The organism is Acetivibrio sp. MSJd-27 (assembly GCF_018918095.1).
Taxonomy (GTDB): Bacteria; Bacillota; Clostridia; order UMGS1840; family HGM11507; genus HGM11507.
The window spans coordinates 13,465-31,356 of record NZ_JAHLPV010000006.1 but is presented as its reverse complement, the minus strand read 5'-3'; the positions used below and the strand labels follow the sequence as shown (position 1 = coordinate 31,356).

At 42.1% G+C, this 17,892-nt stretch carries 18 protein-coding genes; 2 read left to right on the top strand and 16 right to left on the bottom strand.

From position 1 onward, the window contains the following. From accD to KQI32_RS03490, 16 genes are all read right to left on the bottom strand, one after another. On the bottom strand, window positions 1–876 hold the full coding sequence (gene accD / locus KQI32_RS03565; RefSeq protein WP_216424060.1) for an acetyl-CoA carboxylase, carboxyltransferase subunit beta: 876 nt from the start codon (window positions 874–876) through the stop codon (window positions 1–3). A gap of 16 nt (window positions 877–892) precedes the next feature. Next, the gene (locus tag KQI32_RS03560; RefSeq protein ID WP_216423993.1) at window positions 893–2,233 is read right to left on the bottom strand and encodes an acetyl-CoA carboxylase biotin carboxylase subunit; all 1,341 of its coding nucleotides are present in this window, start codon (window positions 2,231–2,233) and stop codon (window positions 893–895) included. 8 nt (window positions 2,234–2,241) lie between these two features. Continuing rightward, on the bottom strand, window positions 2,242–2,667 hold the full coding sequence (fabZ, locus tag KQI32_RS03555) for a 3-hydroxyacyl-ACP dehydratase FabZ (protein WP_216423992.1): 426 nt from the start codon (window positions 2,665–2,667) through the stop codon (window positions 2,242–2,244). 10 nt (window positions 2,668–2,677) lie between these two features. Next, window positions 2,678–3,109: an acetyl-CoA carboxylase biotin carboxyl carrier protein gene (gene accB / locus KQI32_RS03550; RefSeq protein WP_216423991.1), complete on the bottom strand. Its 432-nt coding sequence runs from the start codon at window positions 3,107–3,109 to the stop codon at window positions 2,678–2,680. Window positions 3,110–3,121: 12 nt separating this feature from the next. Beyond that, window positions 3,122–4,351 (bottom strand): beta-ketoacyl-ACP synthase II, encoded by a 1,230-nt coding sequence (fabF, locus tag KQI32_RS03545; protein ID WP_216423990.1) that lies wholly within the window; start codon window positions 4,349–4,351, stop codon window positions 3,122–3,124. Between the two features lie 27 nt (window positions 4,352–4,378). Further along, complete coding sequence (gene fabG, locus KQI32_RS03540) at window positions 4,379–5,110, bottom strand: 3-oxoacyl-[acyl-carrier-protein] reductase (protein ID WP_216423989.1); 732 nt, start codon at window positions 5,108–5,110, stop codon at window positions 4,379–4,381. A gap of 12 nt (window positions 5,111–5,122) precedes the next feature. Beyond that, window positions 5,123–6,121 (bottom strand): beta-ketoacyl-ACP synthase III, encoded by a 999-nt coding sequence (locus KQI32_RS03535; protein WP_216423988.1) that lies wholly within the window; start codon window positions 6,119–6,121, stop codon window positions 5,123–5,125. A 69-nt stretch (window positions 6,122–6,190) separates the two neighbouring features. Continuing rightward, window positions 6,191–7,117: an ACP S-malonyltransferase gene (locus KQI32_RS03530; protein WP_216423987.1), complete on the bottom strand. Its 927-nt coding sequence runs from the start codon at window positions 7,115–7,117 to the stop codon at window positions 6,191–6,193. A 4-nt stretch (window positions 7,118–7,121) separates the two neighbouring features. Next, entirely contained in the window at window positions 7,122–7,610 is a 489-nt protein-coding gene (locus KQI32_RS03525) for a MarR family winged helix-turn-helix transcriptional regulator (protein WP_216423986.1), read from the bottom strand. Window positions 7,611–7,861: 251 nt separating this feature from the next. Continuing rightward, window positions 7,862–9,886: a bifunctional 4-hydroxy-3-methylbut-2-enyl diphosphate reductase/30S ribosomal protein S1 gene (locus KQI32_RS03520; protein WP_216423985.1), complete on the bottom strand. Its 2,025-nt coding sequence runs from the start codon at window positions 9,884–9,886 to the stop codon at window positions 7,862–7,864. Further along, window positions 9,883–10,458 carry a 1-acyl-sn-glycerol-3-phosphate acyltransferase gene (locus KQI32_RS03515; protein ID WP_216423984.1) on the bottom strand — a complete coding sequence of 192 codons (576 nt, stop codon included), beginning with the start codon at window positions 10,456–10,458 and terminating at the stop codon, window positions 9,883–9,885. Before KQI32_RS03515 ends, KQI32_RS03520 begins: the two co-directional genes overlap by 4 nt. Further along, window positions 10,455–11,126, bottom strand: coding sequence for a (d)CMP kinase (gene cmk / locus KQI32_RS03510; RefSeq protein ID WP_216423983.1), 672 nt, complete (start codon window positions 11,124–11,126; stop codon window positions 10,455–10,457). The genes KQI32_RS03515 and cmk overlap by 4 nt, the downstream gene beginning before the upstream one ends. Next, complete coding sequence (locus KQI32_RS03505; protein ID WP_216423982.1) at window positions 11,101–11,562, bottom strand: HutP family protein; 462 nt, start codon at window positions 11,560–11,562, stop codon at window positions 11,101–11,103. The genes cmk and KQI32_RS03505 overlap by 26 nt, the downstream gene beginning before the upstream one ends. Before the next feature lie 20 nt (window positions 11,563–11,582). Then, window positions 11,583–12,803, bottom strand: a complete 1,221-nt coding sequence (locus tag KQI32_RS03500; protein WP_216423981.1) for an NAD(P)/FAD-dependent oxidoreductase — start codon at window positions 12,801–12,803, stop codon at window positions 11,583–11,585. Between the two features lie 8 nt (window positions 12,804–12,811). After that, on the bottom strand, window positions 12,812–13,675 hold the full coding sequence (locus KQI32_RS03495; RefSeq protein WP_216423980.1) for a MurR/RpiR family transcriptional regulator: 864 nt from the start codon (window positions 13,673–13,675) through the stop codon (window positions 12,812–12,814). Window positions 13,676–14,132: 457 nt separating this feature from the next. Continuing rightward, complete coding sequence (locus KQI32_RS03490) at window positions 14,133–14,465, bottom strand: MGMT family protein (protein ID WP_216423979.1); 333 nt, start codon at window positions 14,463–14,465, stop codon at window positions 14,133–14,135. Between the two features lie 327 nt (window positions 14,466–14,792). On the opposite strand from KQI32_RS03490, the gene pflB reads away from it, so the two are divergent. Further along, window positions 14,793–17,006, top strand: coding sequence for a formate C-acetyltransferase (gene pflB, locus KQI32_RS03485; RefSeq protein ID WP_216423978.1), 2,214 nt, complete (start codon window positions 14,793–14,795; stop codon window positions 17,004–17,006). Window positions 17,007–17,082: 76 nt separating this feature from the next. Beyond that, window positions 17,083–17,805, top strand: a complete 723-nt coding sequence (pflA, locus tag KQI32_RS03480; protein WP_216423977.1) for a pyruvate formate-lyase-activating protein — start codon at window positions 17,083–17,085, stop codon at window positions 17,803–17,805. The last annotated feature ends 87 nt before the right edge of the window (window positions 17,806–17,892 follow it).

The window sequence follows — 17,892 nt, the reverse complement described above, 5'->3', positions numbered from 1 at the left end:
CTAGACCTCCTTTTCGCTGTGATACCGCAGCAATTTGGCCAGTACGTTCTTCATTGCTTTCCGGTGAACAATCATATCAACAAAGCCATGCTCCAGCAAAAATTCCGCACTTTGAAATTCCTCCGGAAGTTTTTGCTTGATCGTGCCTTCAATGACTCTTCTGCCCGCAAAACCAATCAGCGTTTTCGGTTCAGAAATAATAATATCTCCAAGCGAAGCAAAGCTGGCAGTCACGCCGCCTGTCGTAGGATCGGTCGGGACAGCGATATATAAAAGTCCTGCTTCCGAATGTTTTTTGACTGCTGCGCTTGTCTTGGCCATCTGCATCAGTGAAATAATACCTTCCTGCATTCTCGCACCGCCTGAGGCTGTAAAAATAATGACCGGAAGCCGCTTCTCAATCGCCCGCTCAAAGAGCCGTGCAATCTTTTCTCCCACAACACTTCCCATAGAGCCCATCAGAAATTTGGAATCCATTGCTCCAATGGCGCAGGGGTAGCTATTAATCGTACATTCACCAGTTACCACCGCCTCATTCAAGCCGCTGATACTTTTCTGTTTGCGCAGCTTTTGCTCATATCCATCAAAGCCGATGGGATTGACTGAATGCATCTCCTTATCATATTCTATAAACGTGTTTGTGTCTGCAATCATATCAATCCGTTCTTTTGCACTGATTCGAAAATGATAACCGCACTTCGTGCAGACCATATTTTCCTTTTCCACATCATCTCGAACCAGAGTCGCATTGCATTTCGGGCATTTCAGCCAAAGGTCATCCGGAATGTCCACCTGGGATTTCAATTCTGAAATTTTGATTTCCTGCCCGTCATCATAAAATTTATCTTTTACGTTTTTTAATAAATCTTTCAGCATATTCATTCAGCACCACCTAAAATTTCTTTTCCGTCAGAAAAGAAACATTGAAATTTCCCTCTACATAATCCTTGTCCTTCAGGATTGACAAAAGATAGTCCTCATTCGTTTCAATATCCGCAATAATCATTTCCGCAAGAGCGGAACGCATTTTAACAATCGCTTCTTTCCGGTTATCTGCATGTACAATAATCTTTGCTATCATAGAATCATAGTATGGTGGGATCCGATATCCCTGATACACCGCACTATCCACTCGAACACCGGGACCTCCTGGAATATGAAGACCAGTAATCTCTCCAGGACAGGGACGAAAATTTTCTTTTGGATTTTCCGCGCAAATCCGACATTCGATGGAATGCCCGTTCAGAATAATGTCTTCCTGTGAAAAGGACAGCTTTTCTCCCTGTGCAATGCGTACCTGTTCTTTCACAATATCCACGCCGGTAATCATCTCAGTGATCGGATGCTCCACCTGCACCCGGGTATTCATTTCCATAAAGTAAAAATTTTTATATTTATCAACCAGAAATTCAATGGTGCCCGCATTTTTGTATCCGACTGCTCTTGCTGCATTTTTGGCTGCCTCTCCCATTTTTCCGCGGATTTCTTCCCCTAGGAATTCAGCGGGAGCCTCCTCGATAATCTTCTGATTTCTCCGCTGAATGGAACAGTCTCTTTCACCGAGATGAACAATATTTCCGTGTTCATCAGCGAGTATCTGAATTTCAATGTGCTTCGGTTCTTCGATGAATTTTTCAATATACATTCCGTCGTTTCCAAAGGCAGCCTTTGCCTCCGTTTTTGCGGAAAAGAAACTGTTTTCCAATTCTTCCTTCGCGCGTACCAGACGGATTCCTTTTCCCCCGCCGCCGGCTGACGCTTTGATCATGACGGGATAGCCTATCTCCTCCGCAACCTCATAAGCAGATTCAAGATTGTCCACTTCTCCATCGGAGCCTGGCACAACCGGAACTCCCGCATTTTTCATTGTCGTTTTTGCTGTAGCCTTATCGCCCATCATCTCAATGATGGATGCATCCGGACCGATGAATTTGATTTTTAAAAGCTCGCACATACGGACAAAATTGGGGTTTTCAGACAGGAAACCAAATCCGGGATGAATTGCCTGACATCCAGAAGCAATGCAAGCCGTTAATATATTCTGCATATTTAAGTAGCTGTCCTTCGACTGAGGAGGACCGATGCAGATAGCTTCATCTGCCAGTTGGACATGCAGGGCATCCTCGTCCGCTTTGGAATAAACCGCCACGCTTTTAATACCAAGCTCGCGCAATGCACGAATGATCCGGACCGCAATTTCTCCCCTGTTTGCAATCAATACTTTTTGAAACATGTCACACCTCATTCAATCGCAAAGGTAATTTCACAGGAGCACACAACGTCACCATCACCGTCATAGGCCACCGCAGAACCAATTCCGATTTTAGACAGACTGCGGATAATTTCCACTTCCAGCCGCAGTGTCATACCCGGCACTACCTTTTTGCGGAATTTCGCTTTGTTTAATCCGGCGAAATAGGCTGTTTTCCCCTTATTCTTCTCCAGGGAAAGCGCGCAGACCGCTCCGGCCTGCGCAAGAGACTCTACCTGCAAAACCCCTGGCATCACCGGATTTCCGGGAAAATGCCCTTTGAAATAATATTCATCCTCGGTCACATGCTTCAGCGCCACTACCCGTTTTCCAGGTTCCATTTCCAGTACTTCATCGATCAGGAGAAACGGTGCCCTATGAGGAATGATCTCCATGATTTGTTCTTTGTTCAGCATTCCAATCCCCCTATTCTATAATCATGATCGGCTGTCCGTATTCCATCAGATCTCCATCCTGAACCAATATCTTTTTTACAACACCGCTGTAATCGCTCTGCACTTCATTGAACAGTTTCATCGCCTCGATAATACACACGACATCCCCTTCCTGAATCGTTTGACCGACTTTTACAAATGGTTCTTTCTCTGGGGAGGATGACTGATAGAATGTTCCTACAATAGGAGCCGTAACAATATTCCCTTTTAATGCGCTTTCCTGCTTTTCTTCCTGTCTTGCGGCATTAAGAGAACTATTTTGGGAGATGGAATCCGGTTTGACAGAAGATGTTACATCACCTTTTTCCAACTTTAAGGTAAACTCTTTTTCTGTCAGTTCCAGATTTGTAATGCTTGAATTTTCCATTTTTTCAATCAATTCCAATACATGCTTAAATTCCATTCTTTGCTCCTCCTAAACCCTTTTGAATAATACAGTAGCATTATGTCCGCCAAATCCCAGCGAATTGGAAATCGCCACATTAACCTCTTTCTGTATCGCCGTGTTGGGAACAATGTTTAAATCGCATTCCGGATCACTCGCTTTATAATTCGCGGTAGGAGGGATCACCGAATCCCGAATCGCAAGGCAGCAGGCAATTCCTTCTACCGCGCCGGCAGCACCCAGCAAATGCCCTGTAACACCTTTGGTGGATGAAACATTCAGTTGATAAGCATAATCGCCGAATACTTTCTTAATAGCCGCTGTCTCAAATTTATCATTCAAGGGCGTACTCGTTCCATGCGCATTAATATAGTCTACATCAGAGAGATTTAAACCGGCATCTTGCACCGCCATCCTCATGGCAGCTGCAGCTCCCTCGCCTTCCGGATCGGGACTGGTAATGTGGTATGCATCAGAAGTGGATCCATATCCGGCTACTTCCGCATAGATTTCAGCGCCTCTTTTCACCGCATTTTCATAGGTTTCCATAATGAGGATACCCGCGCCTTCTCCCATGATAAATCCGTTGCGTTCTTTATCAAAAGGCATGGAACAGCGATCCGGATCCTCCGAAGTGGAAAGTGCCTGCATATTTTGAAATCCGCCTACAGCAAGCGGTGTAATAACCGCTTCCGCACCTCCGACAACCACTGCATCCATATAACCGTGTTTAATAGCCCGGTAAGCCTCACCTATTGCGTGGGTAGAAGATGCACAGGCGCTGGTTACGGCAAAGCTGGAGCCTTTTAACTGATAGCGCATCGAAATCATACCGGACGCCATATTCGATATCATAGAAGGGATCATAAATGCTGAGATACGCACGGAATCCTTCGCAAAATACTTGTCACACTCTGTTTCAAAGGTCTTAATTCCGCCAATACCGGAACCGATGATACAACCGACACGGTACGGATCATAGAAAGAAAAGTCAATGCCGCTGTCCGCAACCGCTTCCTGTGTCGCCGCAATCGCAAACTGACAAAAGCGGTCCATTCTCTTCGCTTCTTTTTTATCAATGTAATCCTCCGGATGAAAATCTTTGATTTCTCCGGCCAGCTTTGCCTTAAAACGTTCTGTGTCAAAGGATTCGATTTTGGAAAAACCATGTTTTCCATTTACGATATTTTTCCAAAAGGTTTTGATGTCTTTTCCGACCGGAGTGATGACTCCAATCCCTGTAATCACTACTCTACTCACGTTATTCTATCCTCCGTTTTGTTATAACTATAAACTCAAACCGCCGTCCACCTGGATAACCTGGCCTGTAATATATCTCGCTTTTTCCGATGCAAGAAAAGACACCGCATTGGCAATATCTTCTGCTTCACCAAGGCATTTGAGCGCCGTGTTTTGAATGATCGTCTCCTTAAAAGTATCGCCGAGAACATCCGTCATTTCTGTCTGGATAAAACCGGGAGCAACTGCATTTACTGTAATTCCACGGACGCCAATCTCTTTGGCAGCACTCTTGGTCATTCCAATCAAGCCAGCTTTGGAAGCGGCATAATTCATTTGTCCTTTATTTCCGTAAATACCGACAACAGATGAAATATTGATAATTCTCCCGCTTCTCTGTTTGAGCATAATCGGTGTAACGAAAGACATCATGTGAAACGCACTGGTCAGATTTGCGTCAATGACATTTGTAAAATCCTCTGGTTTCATTCTAAGAAGCAGATTATCCTTCGTAATTCCAGCATTATTTACCAGAACATCAATGCTTCCGAAGGTTTCTTTTGCCTTGGAAACCAACTGGCGGCAGGCCTCATAATCCGATACATTTGCCTGAACTGCGATGGCCTTCACCCCGTAAACCTCACATTCAGCCACCGTCTCGAGCGCCTTCCTTTCATTATTTAAATAGTTGACAACAATTTGGAATCCATCCTTTGCCAATCCAATCGCAATCGCCTTGCCGATTCCGCGGGATGCGCCTGTTACAATTGCACATTTCATTAAAAACTCCTCCTACCATTCCAGCAAAAAAGCACCATAGGTTAATCCTGCGCCAAAAGCAGTGAAAATTACTTTATCCCCTTTTTGTGGTTTTCCCTGTTTTATCAAACTGTCAAAGCAGAGAAGATTACTTGCTGATGACGTGTTTCCATATTGCCGAATGGTTTTAACCGCTTTTTCCGGATTTAATTTTAATCTCTTTACAGCAAAATCTATAATGCGCTCATTTGCCTGATGGGGAATAACATAGTCCACGTCATCGATCGTGATTCCCGCTTTTTCACAAACTTTTTGGCAGGCGTGTACCATCGCACGAGTGGCGAATTTATAGACCTCAGGTCCATCCATTTTTAGAAAATAATCATTGCAATCCGGAAATTCATTATATTTTTCCGCAATCTCCGGCTTCACAAAAGGGCTGTGATTTGTAATCGCTTTGCCATACAGGCTGAAACCGCCTTCCCCTTCCGAGGCAAGATGAGATGCCAGCATTTTTCCGTCTCCTACGGAAGAAACAACACAAGCTCCCGCGCCGTCGCCAAACAAAACACAGGTGCTTCTATCCGTATAGTCCGTCACAGCGGAAAGACATTCTGAACAGACGATCAATATATTTTTATATTCACCGGTTCTCAAATATTTCTCCGCCACGTCAGCAGCATAGATAAAACCGCTGCAGCCGGCAGTCAGGTCAAAGCAAAACGCATTTACCGCTTTGATTTCTTTTTGTACCAGACAGGAAAGCGACGGATAAAAAAAATCAGGTGTTGCAGTTGTAGCAATAATCATGTCGATGTCCTCAGGTTTCATTTTTGCATGATCCAAAGCCTGCAAAGCCGCGCATTTTCCCATATACCAGGTGGATTCTCCCTGAGAGATACGGCGTTCTTTAATCCCCACCCTTTTGGTTATCCACTCGTCATTGGTATCTACTATATTAGAAAGTTCTTCGTTGGTAAGAACATATTCCGGAATGTAAGTTCCCATCCCGCGTATATTAAAATTTGCCATTATGCTTCTCCTTCTTCAAATGGTAAGTCATAAAACTTCTTTTATTCATTTGGTCAAAACCGCCGCTCTCTACAGTGACATTTTCTCAAGGAATTCCTCTAAAGTTTTGCAGTCCTCTATATGGAACGTCCGCACGCTGCGGTTTATTTTTTTGATTAGTCCGCACAGTGTCTTGCCGGATCCAAGCTCTATAAAAGTGTCCACTCCATCGGCACACATATTTTCTATTATGGTAACCCACTGCACCGGGGAGATCATCTGCGTTTTTAAATAATTGGCATCGATTCGCTCCACAGGCTTTCCCGTAATATCCGAATAGCAGATCATCTGCGGCTTTTGGAAAGAAAAGCCGTTCAATGCTTCTCCGAAAGCTTCTGATGCGGATTGTATCATTTTGCTGTGGAAAGCTGCATTTACATTTAATCGAACGGTTTTAGCACCATAATCCTCCGCCAGCTTTTTTGCCGCAATCTGTACTGCCTTTTCCTCTCCAGCAATTACAGTCTGTTTCGGCGCGTTGTAGTTGACAGGCGCAACATACCCCTCCGTGATTCCATTGCAAACGGCTTCAATCGTTTTTGCATCACTGTTTAATATAGCATACATTATCCCGCCGAATTCTTCTGCGGCCTTTTGCATCGCTTCTGCGCGAAGTTTAACGATTTGAAATCCATCCGATAAACAAAAAACTCCAGCACAGCAGCAAGCCGAGATTTCCCCTAACGAAAATCCTGCAATTTCATCTGCTGTTATTCCCTTTTCCTTCAAAATCTCTAAAACAGCCATAGACAACGTAAAAATAGCAGGCTGTGCATTTAAGGTTTTGGAGAGTTCCTCCAGTTCCCCTTCAAAACATAGTTGCAGGAAGGATTCTCCAAACACCTCTCCCGCCTGATCATAGACCCTTGCTGCTGCTTCATATTTTTCAATCAGCTCCCTGCCCATTCCGATATACTGTGAGCCCTGGCCAGAAAATACAAATGCTGTTTTTCCCATATCTTCACTCCTCATTTTTCTTGTAGTTTTTATATTTTCTCATCAATGTCTGTATTGTAATTAAAGCGTCATTCAAACGGATAATTTCATGGTCAGTAAAACAGCCAAATTTTTTGCTCAATCCCCTCATATATACCTTTTTATAACGCATGAAGATTTTTTTCCCTTTTGGCGTCAGCGCAACATAAATTTTTCGCCGATCCGTCTGATCATTGACCCTTGTAACATATCCATCCTGGAGAAGTTCCTCAATATACTTGGAAAAATTAGAACGGCGGATATTAAGCACATCTGCAATGTCCCTCATCGAAGAACTTTCATACTCGTAAATCACCGATAAAATATTAAATTTTAAAATACTCAGATTCCGCTTTTTTTCCGCTTTCTCAAAGCGCATCACATTTCGCAGGGAGAAACCGGTTTCCAGCAGAAGCAATGCGGTGAGTTCCTTGTTACTCATCATCATTGTTGAGATATCTATATTTTTCTCCATAAAAACACCTCTGCCTAAATTCAATAAGGGATATTGTCATAATTTTTTATTCAAAACAGCTCCGGTAAGATTATCACGTTATCTCACAGTTTCAAAGAGAATGTTTAATTAGTTATATTATATAACTATTGTATTATATAACAATACGGTTAAAATTGCAATGATTTTCTGAAAAAGCCTCATAACTAGTGATATTTCGACATAAAAAAAACAGATGAAAGGAATTCCTCTCATCTGTCATCACTCATATATTATTCGGCATCCGTTGTTTCTTCAGCGACAGGTTCAACTGTGGTTTCTTCCGATTTTACTTCCTCTGCAGCAACTTCTTCTGACGGAACTGCTGCCTCAGCCGCTTTTCCCTCTTCAATCAGAGCACGGATACTCAAACTGATTTTTTGTTTCTCAATATCTAGTTCGATGATTTTGGCATCAACCTGCTCTCCGATTGTAAGAACATCCGCTGGTTTTGCAATTCTCTTATCCGAAATCTGAGAGATGTGAATCAGACCATCCACAAACGGAATCACTTCTGCAAATGCACCGAAAGGAACCAGTCTCACGACTTTAACATTGATAACATCGCCGACTTTCATTTCATTCTGCACTTTCAGCCAAGGGTTGTCCTCTGCTTTTTTGAAGCCCAGAGAAATCTTTTTGTTCTCTGTATCCAAATCCTTGATATATACGTCAACGATATCGCCTACATTAACAATTTCAGAAGGATGTTTGATTCTTCCCCAAGACAACTCTGTGATATGAATCAAACCATCGACACCGCCTAGATCGACAAATGCACCAAAGTTTGTAAGAGATTTCACAACGCCTGAATAAGCCTTCCCCACTTCAGCATCCGCCCAGAATTTTTCCTGCTGTTCTTTTTTCTTTTCCATCAGAACCGCTTTAATGGAACCCACAGCCCGTCTTCTCTGCTCATTGAAATCTATGATTTTCAAGGAAACTTCCGTCCCCATCAAAAAGCTGATATCCTCTGTATATCTCTCGGTCGCCAAAGAATTGGGAACGAATACCTTCACGTGGTTCACAAGAGCGGAAAGACCGCCTTTGTTAATCTCAACCACTTTACCGGTTAAAATTTCCTGCGTTTCAAAAGCTTCTTTTATTTTCTCAATGTTTTTCATGGAATCAACGCGTTTCTTAGAAAGCTGCACAATTCCTTCCACATCGTTGGTCTTAATAACAAACGCTTCGATTTCATCACCAACATTCAAAAGATCATTCGCTTTTACCTGGGGATCATCTGTCAAATTATCAAGAGAAATGACACCTACCCCTTTATATCCCGGGATATTTACATTCACTTCGGTAGCAGACACGCGGTCTACTGTACCCTTAATCACCTGCCCTGTATGTATAGATGAATTAAGATATTGCTCTAAAATATCAGCGAAGTTTTCTTCACCATTTGAAATATTTTTTTCTTCTGACATAATGTTCAGAACCTCCTTAATTATATAAGCCGGTGTTGAAGCACCCGCTGTAATTCCAATTTTTTTGCCGGAAAACCGCTCTTTACCGGCTAATTGATCCGCTGTCTGGATCAGATAAGTCTGCGGACAGAGATGTTTGCACTTCAAATACAGTTCTTTGGAATTAGAGCTGTCTTTCCCGCCGACTACAATCATTACGTCAGATTCCTTTGCTATCTTTTCCGCTTCGTCCTGACGCTTGGATGTTGCACTACATATTGTATCAAAGATTTGTATCTCATTACAATAGTTTTTTAAAATTTTAATAATTTTGTAAAATTTCACTTTATCAATAGTAGTTTGCGCAACAATCGCCATTTTATCATACTTTTTCAAATCTTGCAAACATTTTTCTTCATCATAAAGAATTGTAGCCGTATTTTCACACCATCCGTTGATGCCAATCACCTCGGGATGCTGGCTTTTCCCAATGACTACAATATGATATCCATCCAAAAATTTTTCATGCACAATATTATGAATTTTTTTTACATAGGGACAAGTACAGTCCAAATATTCAATGTTTCTCGCTTCCAATTCATCATAAATTTGTTTTGATACGCCGTGTGCCCGAATAATAACTTTGTCGGTTACCGGATTGACATCTTTCAGATTTTCAATCACAGAAACCCCTTTCTTTTCCAAATCGGCAATAACTTGTTCATTGTGAATGATTTCACCCAAGGTAAATAGTTTTTTTTCGCTTTCCTTGAGCTGTTCATAGGTCGCCGATACCGCCCGGTCAACACCAAAACAAAATCCAGCGTTTTTTGCCACCTGTATCATAATTCCCCCATCAGTTTGCCTATCTCTTCCATTACACATTTCGTCAATGGCTTTAAATCTTTTGTATCTGCATATTTTTCCATATCAATTGGTTTGCCGTAAATAATTTTTGTTTTTCGAAAGAGCTTTGGTTTTCCATTTGTCGCACAAGGGATTACCGTAGCTCCGGTTTTCTTTGCAAGAAGAGACACACCGTCTTTTCCCTCTTGAAGTTTTCCATCTTTGCTGCGCCTTCCTTCCGGAAATAAAACCAGTGCATGCCCCTCTTTTAAGATGGTCATCGCCTTTTTGATTGCCCCTAAATCACCGCTGTTTCGTTTCACAGGAAATGCATGCAGACTTCGTATCAACCTTCCGAACAGCGGCACCTCAAACAATTCTTCCTTTGCCATGAAGGAAAAATCCCTTTGCTTGATGCAGCCAACCATAACCGGATCAAGATTACTGTTGTGATTGCAGCAGCAAATCACAGCTCCTTTGGCGGGGACATTCTCCTCATTTAGATATTCAATTCGAAAGAAAATTTTCAAATAAATTCTGCAAACCTGCCTTGCAAAATGATAAAAACTCATTTTAACCGTTCCTTTATGATATTTTTAATTCTCTCCACTGTCTGTTCCAGCGTGTCCTGCGTATTGTCCACCATAATTGCATCAGAAGCCGGCTTTAGCGGATCTATTTTCCGGTTGGAATCATTTTCATCCCGAAACCGGATACTTTCTAAAATCTCATCGTAAGATGCTTGCATTCCTTTTTCACGCATTTCCGCCATTCTTCGTTTTGCCCGTTCCTCACAGGTTGCGGTCAAAAACAATTTCACATCAGCATCCGGAAACACTTTTGTGCCAATATCACGTCCGTCCATCACGACATTTTGCTTTTCCCCAATTTCGCGTTGCAGCTTTACCAGCTTCTCTCTGACACCACCGATAACGGCCACTTGCGAAGAGCCGGTTGATACTTCCGGCGTCCGGATCAAATCCGTCACGTTTTTTCCATTCAAAAAGATGTTCTGCATTCCATCTATGTAGCGAAGAGATATTTCAATGTCATTTAAATGGGAAAGCACAACCTCTTCATTTTCCAGCGGAAGACGCTTTTCTATATAATACAGGGCAATCGTTCGGTACATGGCTCCGGTATCCACATAGGTAAAGTGAAAAAGAGAAGCCAGTCTCTTGGCTATCGTACTCTTTCCCACACCGGCTGGTCCGTCAATCGCTATTTTGTATGTTTTCATTTATTGCACTGCTCCTTACATCCAATACTCTGTGTCCCAGGCCAATGGCAATCTCATTTAGGTGAAGCAGCCCTATCCCGAAGAAAACAGCAACTGAAATATGGTCTTTATACCGCGCAACTGCTATCTTGCCCCCCACATTCAGTCCAATCGCCTTAGGCATAATCTGTGCCAGTGCCTCTCTTGTTGCTCCGGCTACCGAGCCCTCTTCCACATGGGAGTGATCGATCACCCCTTCCCTCTTTGCGCATACCACTGCCCGCTCAATAATTTTCATAATGGAGGAGATAAATTCTCCGCCAAAATTCACAGCACAGCAAAGGATATCCTTATCCCGGTATTCTTTTTTTAATCGGTCCTCTTCCGATTGGTTTTTCGAAACGCTTAGCGTCACTGCACAGGCAGCAATGTCTTTACTGTCATAATGATAATCCATAAGGCCTTCCACCTCTCTTTTTAAACATTCTCCCCCGCCAGATGACCAGTGGAAAAAGCGACTTGCAGATTAAAGCCACCTGTATATCCGCAAACATCCAAAACCTCTCCGGCAAAAAATAGATTGGGAAGCAATTTCGATTCCATCGTTGACGGATTGATTTCCTTTACATTGATACCACCGTCAGTGATAATGGCCTCCTCGATCGGCCGTTTCTTTTTATAAGTAAAAGTGAATCCTTTTAAAACGGAAATCAACGTTTTCCGCTGTTCCTTTGTTATCTGGTTGATTTTTGTATCCGGATGGATACCGCTGTTCTTTATTATAACGGAAATCATCTTTTTAGGCAACAATTCATTTAAACTATTTTTAAAATCCTTATTCTGAAATTTTTCAAAGTCCCTCAGCAACCGTTTTTCCAGCTGCTGTTCCGTAAGTGCAGGTTTTAAATCGATTACAATACGGTAACTCCCCTGTTCTTTTATATGGGAAGATGCGGATATCACCAGCGGCCCGCTAATCCCAAAGTGAGTAAATAACATCTCGCCAAAATCTTCATAAACGGCTTTTTCCCGCTCCGAATCGATCACTTTCAAAGACACATTTTTTAGAGATAATCCCTGCAGCTCTTTTACTTCCGCTTCTTTCAGTTCCAGCGGAACCAGCGCGGGCTTGGGCGGCACAACAGAATGACCTGCCTGTCTGGCAAGCCGATAGCCGTCTCCTGTACTTCCTGTCAGCGGATAGGAGACGCCTCCGGTAGCGACTATCACCTTGTGCGCCTCCAAAATGTTATTATCTGAGAGACAGACGCCCTGACAGCGTCCTTCTCTTATAAACAGGCTTTTCACCGTTCCTGATATAAACTGTACATTCCCTCTTTGACAATACCTTTTCAGTGCGCCGGCAATATCCCCTGCCCGATCCGATTCCGGAAAAACTCTCTGTCCCCGTTCAATCTTCAAAGGTACGCCCAATTCGCGAAAAAGTGCCATCGTATCCTCATTGGTAAAAGAATAGAAGGCACTGTACATAAAGTTTCCATTTCGAAATATCTGGGGGAAGAAGTCGCTGATATCCGCTGCATTTGTCACATTACAGCGCCCTTTTCCGGTGATTAAAATCTTTTTTCCCAAACGGCTGTTTTTCTCAACAATCCCAACATTTTTATATTTCCCGGCAGCTGTGCCGGCTGCCATTAATCCCGCGGCTCCGCCGCCGACAACAATCACATCATACATTTTTACACCTATTCCTGGGAAACATCATAAACCTGATACTCTTCCCAAATTCTTTCCAATTTCTCAAAAGTTTGCGCCATTTCATCCTTCTTATTCATTGCGAGGGATACAATCAGTGCATTGATAAGACTCAAGGGGGCAACGAGAGAATCTACAAAAGAAGCCATATCACTTCTGGCGATCAAGGAATAGTCCGCTGTCTTATTCAACGGAGACATATTGCTGTCTGTAATAGCGACAACCTTTGCACCGCTTTTATGTGCGAACTCCATCGCTTTTAAGGTTCTCCTGGAATAACGGGGAAAACTGATACCGATCGCCACGTCCCCTTCCCCTATCCCTATTAGCTGTTCGAACATTTCGCTGACAGAGTTCGTGTGGATCAATTTTACGTTTTCAAACATCAGGTTAAAATAAAATCCAAGAAAGCTGGCCAGAGATGCTGCGCTTCTGACACCCAGTATATAAATTTTTTTCGCTTTTTGAATGGAATGAACCGCTTGATTAAACGAATTTCTATCCACTGTATTAAGTGTCTGTTTCAATTTGTAAATATCGGAATGAATCACATTTTTCAGAATATCCTGTTCCTTAAAATTTGAGGATGCAATCTCAATTCTCTGAACGGAAGTAAGCTTTGTCGGAACCATTTCCTTCAGCTGTCGAAGAAGTTCCGGGTAACCGTCCAGTCCCAATTCAGCTGCAAATCTTACCACGGTTGATTCCGAAACCTTTACCACTTCCGCTAATTTTGCAGCCGTCATAAAAGCAACCTTTTCATAATTATTGACAATATAATCTGCGATCAGCTTCTGACTTTTTGAAAAAGTATGATAGGATTCCTGAATGACTGTAATAATATTTTTCTGCATGATAAAAGTTCCCCTTATATCAAAATATGTCAAAGTATAGAACAACAAATATCTTAATCAAGAAGCAGATAAAATACAATATAAGCTTCCTTTTTATAAAGTACAAATTGCATTGAAAAGAAATTTCCGATTGATTATATAATTAGCTGATGATATAGATGCCCAATGTATTATATGCACTCTATTGCTGAGTTGGCATTGCGAACTACTATATCGCAACAACGAAGATGACAGGATGTCACCACAGTATTGTGATTCAATCTTCTTCGAAACTCTTGATATTTTTAATGACTTAGAGTTATGAAAGTTATTATATCATAAAACAGAAATTTCCGCAATCATTTTGCAAATTTCAAATACAAAAATTGCAAAAATACATATTTTATCAATTGATTCAATAAATATATTGTTTACAAACTGTCTGCTCCGTCTTCAAGATTACAGAAATATATCCAATTTATTTTCCGCAAATTTGCTGATTCCAAGAAAGATATCTTTCTAGATCAATGCAATAATCTTCCGATACTTTGATCCCCTCTTGCACGAGTAACTGCTTTTGTATTTCCATTCCGCCAAATGCCTTTCCTCCGCTTAAGTATCCCCGGGTATTGACAACGCGGTGACAAGGAAGTTCTAATTTTTCCGGACAAACGCGCAACGCATGTCCCACAGCACGGCTTGCGTTGGGTTTCCCTGCTAAGGCCGCAATCTGACCGTATGTCATTACATTTCCCTTTGGTATTTGAGCAACAATTTCATACACTTTTTCATAAAACGTCAAATGACTCATCTCTTTCTTATTCTAATAAGGATTATTTTATCACGTATAGATCTATCTTTCAATTCTGATTTCATCATAAATACATCATCAAAGTATACATTTTCTTTTATTAAAATTGTATTATCATCATTTTTTTGTATTATTATACTTTTCCCAGTTGTGATAACTATACAAAAGTTAATTAATTAACAAAGTCTCTATTAAGCATTTCCACGTTTTTTCTCTGTTGGCAAATATATATGGTGCTGTAAGGTTTACAACACCTCAGAAAGTATGTTAATATATCTAAGGAAAGATAACAGGAATGGTTATTGTTAAATAAAGGAGAGATGAGAAATGGATTTCAACACAGAAAAAGCGTTAAAAGATATTAACGTAAGAGACTTTATTGTCGAAAACTACACCCCTTATGACGGTGATGACAGTTTTCTGGTTGAGCCGACAGAACGTACAACCAAATTATGGGATGAACTTTCTGAACTGCTCAAAGAAGAGCGCAGCCGCGGTGGTGTATATGATATTGATGAAAAAACGATTTCCACCATTGCTTCCCATGAAGCAGGATATATTGACAAAGACTTGGAACAGATTGTCGGTCTTCAGACAAACGAACCTTTAAAACGCGCGATTATGCCGTTTGGCGGTATCCGTATGGTCAAAACATCTTTGGAAGCTTACAACAAAACAATGGACAAGGATGTCGCCAACGTATTTAAATACCGCAAAACTCACAATGACGGTGTTTTTGACGCATATACCGACGAGATGAAAAAGGCGCGTCATACCGGTATCATCACTGGTCTTCCGGACGCGTACGGCCGTGGCAGAATCATCGGGGACTATAGAAGAATCGCTCTTTACGGCGTTGACTATTTAATTGAACAGAAGCAGCAAGAGAAAAAAGATCTGGTGATGGACATTATGGACAGTCCAACCATCCGTCTTCGGGAAGAGACTTCCGAACAGATTAAAGCATTGAATGAACTCAAAGAAATGGCTGCAAAATATGGCTTTGATATCTCAAAACCCGCCAAAAATACAAAGGAAGCCATTCAGTGGCTGTATTTTGGTTACCTCGGTGCGGTAAAAGAACAAAACGGCGCAGCAATGAGTATTGGCCGTATTTCTACTTTTCTTGATATCTATGCAGAACAGGACCTGAAAGACGGTACTTTTACAGAGTCTGAAATTCAGGAGCTGGTGGACCATTTCGTTATGAAATTGAGAATTGTCCGTTTTCTGAGAACGCCTGCCTATGATGAACTTTTCTCCGGCGATCCTACCTGGATTACCGAGTCCATCGGAGGAATGTGCTTAGATGGCAGACACATGGTCACCAAAATGTCTTACCGTTTCCTGCATACGCTGGTAAATCTGGGGCCTGCTCCGGAACCCAATATGACAATTTTGTGGAGTCCCAGACTGCCTGAAAACTTCAAAAAATTCTGCGCTAAGATTTCGATTCAAACTTCATCCATTCAGTATGAAAATGATGATTTGATGATGGAAAAATTCGGCGATGATTATGGAATAGCCTGCTGCGTTTCCGCTATGCGCATCGGGAAACAGATGCAGTTCTTTGGTGCCCGTGCAAATCTGGCCAAGGCTCTCCTCTATGCCATCAATGGCGGCAAAGATGAGCGCTATGGCGATCAGGTTGGTCCGGAACTGGCGCCTATCACATCCGAATATCTGGATTACGAAGAAGTCATGCGCAAATTTGACAGTGTGTGCGATTGGTTGGCAAACCTGTATATCAACACTTTGAATATCATCCATTATATGCACGATAAATACTGCTACGAAAGACTGCAGATGGCACTTCATGACAAAGACATCTTAAGAACATCTGCCTGCGGCGTAGCCGGACTTTCTGTTATTGTGGACAGTTTGTCCGCAATCAAATATGCCAAGGTAAAACCAATTCGCAACGAAGCAGGTCTGGCAGTTGATTTTGAAATAGAAGGGGATTATCCGAAATTCGGAAACAACGATGATCGTGTCGATATTATTGCGGAAGAAGTTATCCGTGGTTTTATGAAAAAACTGAGAAAGGTAAGAACCTATCGCGACAGCATTCCTACTCTTTCCGTTCTTACCATCACGTCAAACGTTGTCTATGGCAAAAAGACCGGTTCAACTCCCGACGGCAGAAAAGCCGGAGAACCCTTTGCTCCGGGTGCCAACCCGATGCACGGGAGGGATGAAAACGGCTGTATCGCTTCTATGAAATCAGTTGCTAAAATCCCCTATGATTACAGCGAGGACGGAATTTCCTATACCTTTTCCATCGTACCCGGTGCTCTTGGAAAAGCGGACGATGAAAAAACCGCAAACTTGGTGCAGCTGATGGATGGATACTTTATGGACGAAGGTCATCATATCAATGTCAATGTGCTGAACCGTGAGGTGCTTCTGGATGCTATGGATCATCCGGAGAAATATCCTCAGCTTACAATACGCGTTTCCGGTTACGCTGTCAATTTCATCAAACTGACAAGAGAACAGCAGATGGATGTCATCAACCGGACATTCCACACCAGATTCTAATGATCCCCCCTGAATTGGTTATACTAAAAAGGACAAACAGTTTGTTTGTCCTTTTTACGGAAAGGAGAAGCGTTTTATGAGTATCACCGGAAGGATTCATTCTCTGGAGTCATTTGGGGCGGTAGATGGCCCCGGCGTGCGTTTTGTAGTGTTTTTTCAGGGCTGCCCGCTGCGTTGTCTATTCTGCCACAATCCGGATTCCTGGGATACAAACGGCGGTATGCTGATGGAGGCAGACCGTTTAGCTGAAAATATTCTTTCTTACAAAAATTATCTTTCCGGCGGTGTGACATTTTCCGGCGGGGAACCCTTGCTACAATCCGTGTTTTGCGAAGCACTGATGGACCAGCTGCAAGAAAACGGAATGCATATAGCAATTGATACCTCCGGAGCCATTCCTCCCGAAAATGTAAAAAATATTCTGGACAAAGCAGATTTACTTTTATTGGATATTAAGTCTATCGATCCAACAATGTGCAAGACAATTACAAGGATGGATAATCATAATGCGCTTAAAACATTGCAATACCGGGAAAAAATCGGCAAACCGGTTTGGATCCGCCATGTCATTCTTCCAGATTATACACTTGATTATCCCATGCTGGAACAAATGGCGGAAAAATTACAAAAGTTTTCCTGCATTGAAAAAATTGAGCTTCTCCCCTTTCATAAAATGGGAGAATACAAATGGGAAGCCCTAAAAGAGCCTTATCAGCTGGAGAAAATTGAGCCGCCCTCCAAAGAAGATATGGAAAAAATAAAAGAAATTTTTCGGAAACATCATTTTGAAGTATCTTAAAAATCCCCTCTGCAAGAATAAAATATTATTTTTAAATAAATAATGCCTGAGCACCCGAGGAGCCCAGGCATTATTTTCAGAGAAAAA